The organism is Actinomyces sp. Z5 (genome assembly GCF_003287795.1).
GTDB lineage: Bacteria > Actinomycetota > Actinomycetes > Actinomycetales > Actinomycetaceae > Actinomyces > Actinomyces glycerinitolerans.
In genome coordinates this window covers 1-7,729 of sequence record NZ_QMIN01000038.1, presented here as the reverse complement: position 1 = coordinate 7,729, position 7,729 = coordinate 1, and the positions used below count along the sequence as shown (strand labels likewise).

General features: G+C 68.0%; 5 protein-coding genes. 4 read left to right on the top strand and 1 reads right to left on the bottom strand.

The window, feature by feature from the left end; all coding sequences use genetic code 11:
• Window positions 1-77: 77 nt before the first annotated feature.
• The gene (locus DRB06_RS03800; protein ID WP_111819165.1) at window positions 78-1,940 is read right to left on the bottom strand and encodes a L,D-transpeptidase; all 1,863 of its coding nucleotides are present in this window, start codon (window positions 1,938-1,940) and stop codon (window positions 78-80) included.
• Between the two features lie 357 nt (window positions 1,941-2,297).
• Here DRB06_RS03800 and gatC point away from each other — a divergent pair, with 357 nt between their 5' ends.
• The 4 genes from gatC (at window position 2,298) to DRB06_RS03780 (ending at window position 7,245) form a co-directional block, all read left to right on the top strand.
• On the top strand, window positions 2,298-2,603 hold the full coding sequence (gene gatC, locus DRB06_RS03795; RefSeq protein ID WP_073328145.1) for an Asp-tRNA(Asn)/Glu-tRNA(Gln) amidotransferase subunit GatC: 306 nt from the start codon (window positions 2,298-2,300) through the stop codon (window positions 2,601-2,603).
• A 5-nt stretch (window positions 2,604-2,608) separates the two neighbouring features.
• Complete coding sequence (gatA, locus tag DRB06_RS03790; protein WP_073328170.1) at window positions 2,609-4,153, top strand: Asp-tRNA(Asn)/Glu-tRNA(Gln) amidotransferase subunit GatA; 1,545 nt, start codon at window positions 2,609-2,611, stop codon at window positions 4,151-4,153.
• 1 nt (window position 4,154) lies between these two features.
• Entirely contained in the window at window positions 4,155-5,651 is a 1,497-nt protein-coding gene (gene gatB / locus DRB06_RS03785) for an Asp-tRNA(Asn)/Glu-tRNA(Gln) amidotransferase subunit GatB (protein WP_073328147.1), read from the top strand.
• A gap of 208 nt (window positions 5,652-5,859) precedes the next feature.
• Window positions 5,860-7,245, top strand: a complete 1,386-nt coding sequence (locus DRB06_RS03780) for an NAD-dependent malic enzyme (RefSeq protein WP_073328150.1) — start codon at window positions 5,860-5,862, stop codon at window positions 7,243-7,245.
• Window positions 7,246-7,729 lie beyond the last annotated feature (484 nt).

The following is a 7,729-nucleotide window of genomic DNA, read 5'->3' as shown; positions in this document are numbered from 1 at the left end:
GGCCCGCCCACCGCTTCAAACGGTGGGCGGGCCGAGTCTGGGCCGTTCGGGTGGTCGCGACGGGATGCGACGAAGGCTCAGTAGTGAGAGACGACGGTGGTGCCGATTTCCGCCCAGTCGTAGATCCACTTGGCCTCGGCCACCGGCATGTTCAGGCAGCCGTGCGAGGCGGAGAAGCCCCAACTCGACCACCACGGGGCACCGTGCAGTGCGTAGCCCGCGTAGAAGTAGGAGATCCACGGCACGTTCTCCGTCTCGTAGTCGGTGCCGTCCGCGTTCTGCCCGCGCATGGTCTGGGTCTCGTACTGCAGGTAGACGTGGTACGTGCCGGTTACCGTGGGGGTGGCGGCGGCGCCGTCGACGATGGTTACCGGGCCGCGCACCACGGTCGCACCCTCGTAGGAGGTGACCGTCTTGGCCGACAGGTTGATGTCGATCCACTTCTCGCCCTCGGCCGCCTGGTAAACCAGGTTCTCGGCGCCGTCGGCGATCTCGCGTTCCTCCCACTGCTCCTCGTCGGTGGTCATTTCGAAGGCGCCGGCGTAGGCCTCGCCGCTGGAGAGCGAGTCGGCGATGGCCGTGGTAATGGTCTCGGCGTTGTTAACCGTCTGGCCGGCAACCGCCTCAACGCTCGTGGCCACGACCTGACCGGAGGAGTTGACGTTGCGCTGTCCGACAACCGGCTCGACGTTGGCGGCGGCCGCCTGGGTGCTCACCCACTCGGCCACCTGGTCGCTGTCAATGGACAGGGTGGGGGCGGCATCGAGGTTCTCGGTGACCTCCACCCAGGACGCCTTGGTCGCGATGTCGGCGGTGTAGGACGCGGTTCCGTCCGCGTTGGTGATGGTGACGTCTTGAGAGATCCACTGGTTGGCCGTGTCCGCCACGGCCTGAGCATCCGCATCCGAGACGGCGGGAAGCGTGTTGACGTACGTCAGATCCACCGAGGCGGGGGTCAGTGAGGACGCGGCCTGTGCCGTGGCCGCGGCCAGATCGGTGGTGTCTATGCTCACGCCCGCGCTGGCGGCACTCACCTCGAAGGTGGTGACGTCGGTGTTGAGCACCACCGAGGCGTTTTGCGCCTTCGCCTGGTCCTCGGGCACGAGGCCGTTGGCGTATTCCTCCAACACGGCGTCATCACTGGTGGTGACGACTTCGATGTCGGATCCGCCCAGCAGTGCCGTGAAGCGGTCGACGACGTCGGCACCGCGGCTCATGGCAGCGTCCGCGGTCGCCTCGGCGTCGACGGTTGTGCCCAGGTCTGTCAGGGAGGCGGTCGCCTCCACATCACCGGTGACGGTGACGGTGGCGGCCTGTACCCGGGCGTTGATCGCAGCGACGATCTCGTCCCGACTCATGCCGGCCATGTCGGTGCCCGCAATCGTGGTTCCGGGCACGGCGACGTTGGCGTAGTGCGCGGCATAGGCGTAGCCGCCCACGCCGACCAGGAGCAGCGCGGCGGCCAGGGATGCCAGCGCCCAGCGGCGCCGACGGTGGGGCCGCTTTTCACTCTCCGAAGCATCCGGGGCGAGCGGAGCGCTTTCGGCGGAAGCCGGTGATGCCTGCCCGCCCTCCGGGGTCGACGCCGTTTCGGTAGGTGCTACCGCTGAGGTCTCCTCGGCGTCGGGGGCCGCATCCGGCTCGGCCGGAGTGATTGCGCTCGGGGCGACGGGCGCCGCTGCATCCACCGGTTCCACCGGGGCGTTCTGCTGCGTCTGGGCCGCCTGCGCGGTGGCTTCGGCGTCGGCGGGGGTGTGCGCCGTCGGCGCGGCGCTCGCTGCGGCAAGGATTGAGGTCCGCGCCACCGCGGGGGTCTCGCCATACGGGCTCTTCAAGACGGTGTCCGGGGCAGCATCGGTGTCAGCGGGTCGGTCGGTCAGTGCCGACGACTCGTCGATCTCCTCCGGGGCCGTCCCGGTGGGGAGCTTGTCGCTGTGCATAGGATCCTTATTCGCTGGCGGCCCGGCGAAGGCGGGGTCGTCCTGTTCTGGGTATCCGCACTAACCGCGGAACCTCTGCCGCCAATGACACCGGCACCCGCTGGGAATGTCAATGTTGTCCGCCACGGTGTGCCTGTGACTTCTCGCATGAGGCGTGCGGAAACGCCGTAGTGCGCCCGCAGTTTCGGTATGCGTCGCGCCACTATGTAATGTTATTGTGATGAAAACGCAATTGCTGTGCAAAGGTTGCGGGTGACATATCTCCGGCCGAGGAGCCGATGCCGTGCGTGGGAGCGGAGGGGCGGGCGAGCGGGCGCCGACTCGGCAGGGGGCCGGCAAGTAGATACACTCGGGCCCATGTCTGCTATCTCCAAGGATGAGGTCATTCGCGTCGCGGCGCTTGCGCGCGTGGCCCTGAGTGACGAGGAGGTGACGCGGCTGGCCGGTGAGCTGGATGCGGTCGCCTCCGCCTTCGCTCGGGTCAACAGCGTGGTCACCCCCGACCTGCCGGCCACCTCGCACCCGGTTCCGCTTACCAATGTGATGCGCGAGGACACGCCCGGCCCAACGCTCAACATCGAAGAACTGCTCGCCGGCGCCCCCGCCGCGGAGGACTCCGCGTTCATGGTGCCTCGCATCCTGGGAGAGGACTCCGCCTCGTGAAGCCGATGAACTCTGACACCACAACCGCCGCCGCCCTGGTGCGGGCAAGTGCTGCCCAGCAGGCCGCCGCCCTGGCCGCCGGCGAGGTCTCCTCCCGCGAGCTGACTCGCGCCCACCTGGACCGCATCGCCGCCGTCGACGGCGCCGTGGGTGCCTTCCTCGACGTCGACGCCGAAAAGGCCCTGGCCGACGCCGATGCTGCCGACGCCGCCCGCCGGGAGGCCGACGCCGCCGGCGAGCAGGTGCCCGAGCTGACCGGCGTGCCGACGGCGGTCAAGGATCTGATCGTCACCCATGGCCAGGTGACCACCGCCGCCTCCCGGATTCTGGAGGGTTGGGTGCCACCGTACGACGCCACCCTGGTGAAGAACCTGCGTGCCGCGCACCTGCCGATCCTGGGCAAGACCAACCTCGACGAGTTCGCCATGGGTGGCTCCACCGAGCACTCCGCCTTCGGCCGTACCGCCAATCCCTGGGACCTCGAGCGCATCCCCGGCGGCTCCTCCGGCGGCTCGGCCGCCGCGGTCGGCGCCTTCGAGGCGCCCGTCGCGGTTGGCACTGACACCGGCGGTTCGATCCGCCAGCCCGCCGCCGTCACCGGCACCGTCGGCGTGAAGCCCACATATGGCACGGTCTCCCGCTTCGGCGTGATCGCCATGGCCTCCTCCCTGGACACCCCCGGCCCCATGGCGCGAACGGTGCTGGACACCGCGCTCCTGCACGACGTCATTGCCTCCTACGACCCGCTCGACTCCACGTCGTTGCCGGACGCGCCGCGCGGTATGGCCGAGGTGGTGCGTGCCGCTCAGGCCGGAGCCGACCTGAGCGGACTGCGCGTCGGGGTGATCGCCGAACTCGATGGGGGCGAGGGCTACCAGAGCGGCGTCGTCGACTCCTTCCATGCCGCTCTGGAACTGCTTCAGGAGGCGGGTGCCGCGGTGGAGACCGTCTCGCTGCCCCACCTGGAGTACGCGCTGGACGCCTATTACCTGATCATGCCCGCCGAGGCCTCCTCCAACCTGGCCCGCTACGACGGCATGCGCTACGGCCTGCGCGTCGAGCCCGCGGAGGGCCCGGTCACCGCCGAGACGGTCATGTCCGCCACCCGTGGCGCCGGATTCGGCGATGAGGTCAAGCGGCGCATCATCCTGGGCACCCACGTGCTGTCGGCCGGGTACTACGACGCCTACTACGGCTCCGCCCAGAAGGTGCGCACCCTGGTGCAGCGCGACTTCGCCGCCGCTTGGCAGCAGGCGGACGTGCTGGTCTCGCCGACCGCACCGGTTACGGCCTACCGCTTCGGGGAGAAGGACGACCCGCTGGCCATGTATAAGCTCGACGTGACCACCATCCCCGCCAACCTGGCCGGTGTCCCGGCGATGAGCCTGCCTTCGGGCCTGAGTGACGGTCTGCCCGTCGGCTTCCAGATCCTCGCGCCGCAGCGCGCCGACGACCGCCTGTATCGGGTGGGCGCGGTGCTTGAGCAGATGTTGGAGAACAAGTGGGGTGGTCACCTGCTTGCCCAGGCCCCCGAGCTGGAGGTGAAGTGACATGAGCGAGAAGCTGATGGACTACGACGAGGCCGTGCGCCGCTACGACCCGGTCATCGGGCTGGAGGTGCACGTCGAACTGGGCACCGCCACCAAGATGTTCGACGCCGCCCCCAACGTGTTCGGGGCCCAGCCGAACACCATGGTGACACCCACCAGTGTGGGCCTGCCCGGTTCCCTCCCGGTTGTCAACGGCAAGGGCGTCGAATACGCCATCCGAATCGGGCTGGCCCTGGGCTGCCAGATCGCCGAGACCTGCCGCTTCGCCCGGAAGAACTACTTCTACCCGGACCTGTGCAAGGACTTCCAGACCTCCCAGTCGGACGAGCCGATCGCCTACGACGGTGCCCTCCCGGTGGAACTCGAGGACGGGACGGTCTTCACCGTGCCGATCGAGCGCGCTCACATGGAGGAGGACGCCGGCAAGAACGTGCACGTAGGCGGCACCGACGGGCGTATCGAGGGCGCCGACCACTCCCTGGTCGACTACAACCGGGCCGGCGTGCCGCTGGTGGAGATCGTGACGCGCCCCATTGAGGGCGCCGGTGCCAGGGCGCCCGAGGTTGCCGCCACCTACGTGCGCACCCTGCGGGACATCTTCCGGGCACTGGGCGTGTCCGAGGCGCGTATGGAGCGCGGCAACGTGCGCGCCGACGTCAACGTCTCCCTACGCGAGGGCCCCGACGCCCCCATGGGCACTCGCACCGAGACCAAGAACGTCAACACCTTCCGCGGCATCGACGCCGTCGTCCGCTATGAGATCAGCCGCCAGGCGGCCATTCTGGCCGACGGCGGCACGGTCCAGCAGGAGACCCGGCACGGCCAGGCGGACGGCACCACCCGTGCCGGCCGTATCAAGTCCGACGCCGACGACTACCGCTACTTCCCGGAGCCGGACTTGGTGCCGCTCGCCCCCAGCCGCGAGTGGGTCGAACAGATCCGCGCCAGCCTGCCCGAGATGCCGGCCGCCAAACGGCGTCGGCTGAAGGCGGAGTGGAACTTGGCCGACGACGAGATGCGTGACGTCGTCAACGCGGGCGCGCTAGAACTCATCGAGGCGACCGTCCTGGCCGGTGCGACCGGCCAGGCGGCGCGCAAGTGGTGGATGGGTGAGTTGTCCCGCGCCGCCAAGGAGCGGGAGGTCGCTCTGGAGGACCTGCCCATAACCCCCGTGCAGGTCGCTGAGCTGCAAGCACTGGTTGACTCGGGCCGCCTTACCGACAAGCTCGCCCGGCAGGTGCTGGAGGGTGTGCTGGCGGGCGAGGGCGATCCCGAAGCGGTGGTGGAAGGCCGCGGGCTCGAAGTCGTCTCCGACGAGGGCGCGCTGCTGGCCGCCGTCGACGAGGCTCTGGCTGCAAATCCGGATGTCGCCGAGAAGATCCGCGGTGGCAAGGTCAAGGCGGCCGGAGCCATTGTCGGCGCAGTCATGAAGGCCACCAAGGGGCAGGCCGACGCGCGCCGGGTGCGCGAGTTGGTGATGGAGCGCGTGGGCGTTTGACCACCCGACCACGCCGTTGGTGACCGACAACTCGCGGCGTTGACACGGGACATGCGGATCCGGCTGTCTCTCCGCTGTGAGCCGAGAGACAGCCGGAACTGTTTAGCGCTTTATGGGGATAAGCTCACTCCGTATACACAGTCATCTGGCCGAGACCTGCGACCGTCGTTGGTCTGTCTGACTTACCCCATAACGGAGGATCCAACCCATGGCACAGCCGAGTCCCAGCTACACCGTTGCCCTGCACCTGGAGGTGCCGGCCTCACAGAAGGCCGTCACGACGCTCGTCGACACGGCTTCGGCAACGGGAGCCATCGTCAACGGCGTAGACGTTGCGGACACCGACGGCGACACTCTGATCGTGGACCTGACCGCCGACACCCGTGACTCCAAGCACCGCGGTGAACTGGTAGAGGCTCTCAAGCAGCTCGACGGCGTAATCGTCCACAATGTCGGCGACTCCACCTTCCTCGCCCACGTGGGAGGCAAGGTAGAGGTCACGCCGCGTACCCCCATCCACAACCGGCGCGATCTCGCCCGCGTATACACCCCCGGTGTAGCCCGTGTGTGCAAGGCCATCCACGACCACCCCGAGCGCGCCCGCCAGCTGACCATCAAGAAGAACACGGTGGCGGTCGTCACCGACGGGACCGCCGTGCTCGGCCTGGGGGACATTGGCCCGGAGGCCGCCATGCCGGTGATGGAGGGCAAGGCGGTGCTGTTCAAGCAGTTCGGCGACGTCGACGCCTGGCCGGTGGCACTGGACACTAAGGATCCCGAGGAGATCATCAAGATCGTCAAGGCGATCGCCCCCGCCTACGGCGGCATCAACCTTGAGGACATCGCCGCGCCCAAGTGTTTCGACATCGAGGCGCGCCTGCGCGAGGAACTCGACATTCCCGTCTTCCATGATGACCAGCACGGCACCGCCATCGTCACTCTGGCGGCGCTGATCAACGCACTGAAGGTCGTTGGCAAGAAGATCGAGGACGTGCGTATCGTGCTCTCCGGCGTCGGCGCGGCGGGCTCCGCCATCGCCAAGCTGCTCATGGCGCATGGTGCTACGGACATCGTCGGCTACGGCCGCTCGGGCGCACTCAACAGCGAGCACACCGAGGGCATGAACGAGCACCGCAAGTGGCTGGCGGAGAACACCAACCCGCGGCACGTCTCCGGCACCCTCAAGGAGGGCCTGAAGGGGGCCGACGTATTCATCGGTGTGTCGAGTGGAAACTTGCTCGAGCCCAAGGACCTGGCGGTCATGAACGAGAACGCGATCGTCTTCGCCATGGCCAACCCCACCCCGGAGGTCGACCCCGTGGGTGCGGCCGACTACGCCGCCGTGGTCGCCACCGGGCGCAGCGACTTCCCGAACCAGATCAACAACGTGCTGGCCTTCCCCGGCCTGTTCCGGGGTCTGCTTGACACAGGCATCACCGAGATCTCCGTGGAGCTGCTGCGCGCTGCGGCCACGGGCATCGCCGGTGTGATCGCCGATGAGGAACTGAGCCCGGTCTACATCATTCCCGGTGCCTTCGACAAGCGTGTTGCGGCAGCGGTCGCCAAGGCGGTGCGCAAGTTCGCCACCGTCTGATGCACGGGAACCCGTAACGCGGGCGCCGTGACAACTGGATCGGCGGATGACTCCGGCGGCTCGGCCGGCGACCGCAGGGAAGCGTGGGCTGTTGGCTCGACCTCGAACTCGGGGGAGCCAGCAGCCCATCTCCGCATCTGCCGTGCGCGATGGATCGGCGTCGCGCCGCGTGGTCCAGTTCATAGCGGCGGGATTTGACGTCGCCCCGCGCCGTGGCGATAAAGTACAGCCCGCTGCGTCGGACGCGGTTCCCGAACCGGGAACGGGCCGCGCGGCCACGCATCCGCGAGGAGCCGGCTGTGATCGGGGAGATGCTCCCCGGCCTTGACGCCGATCAAGTTTCCTCATAAGATTGCGGACGCTGCTCGCCGGAGTGAAGGGCCGATCGGAAGACCGCCCGGAGCTTCGACTGGGTGTGTTGTTTGGGATCTCGATAGTGTGTCGTGTTTGTTTGTTTTGTTGGTTTTTTGTTGGTTTCTTTGTT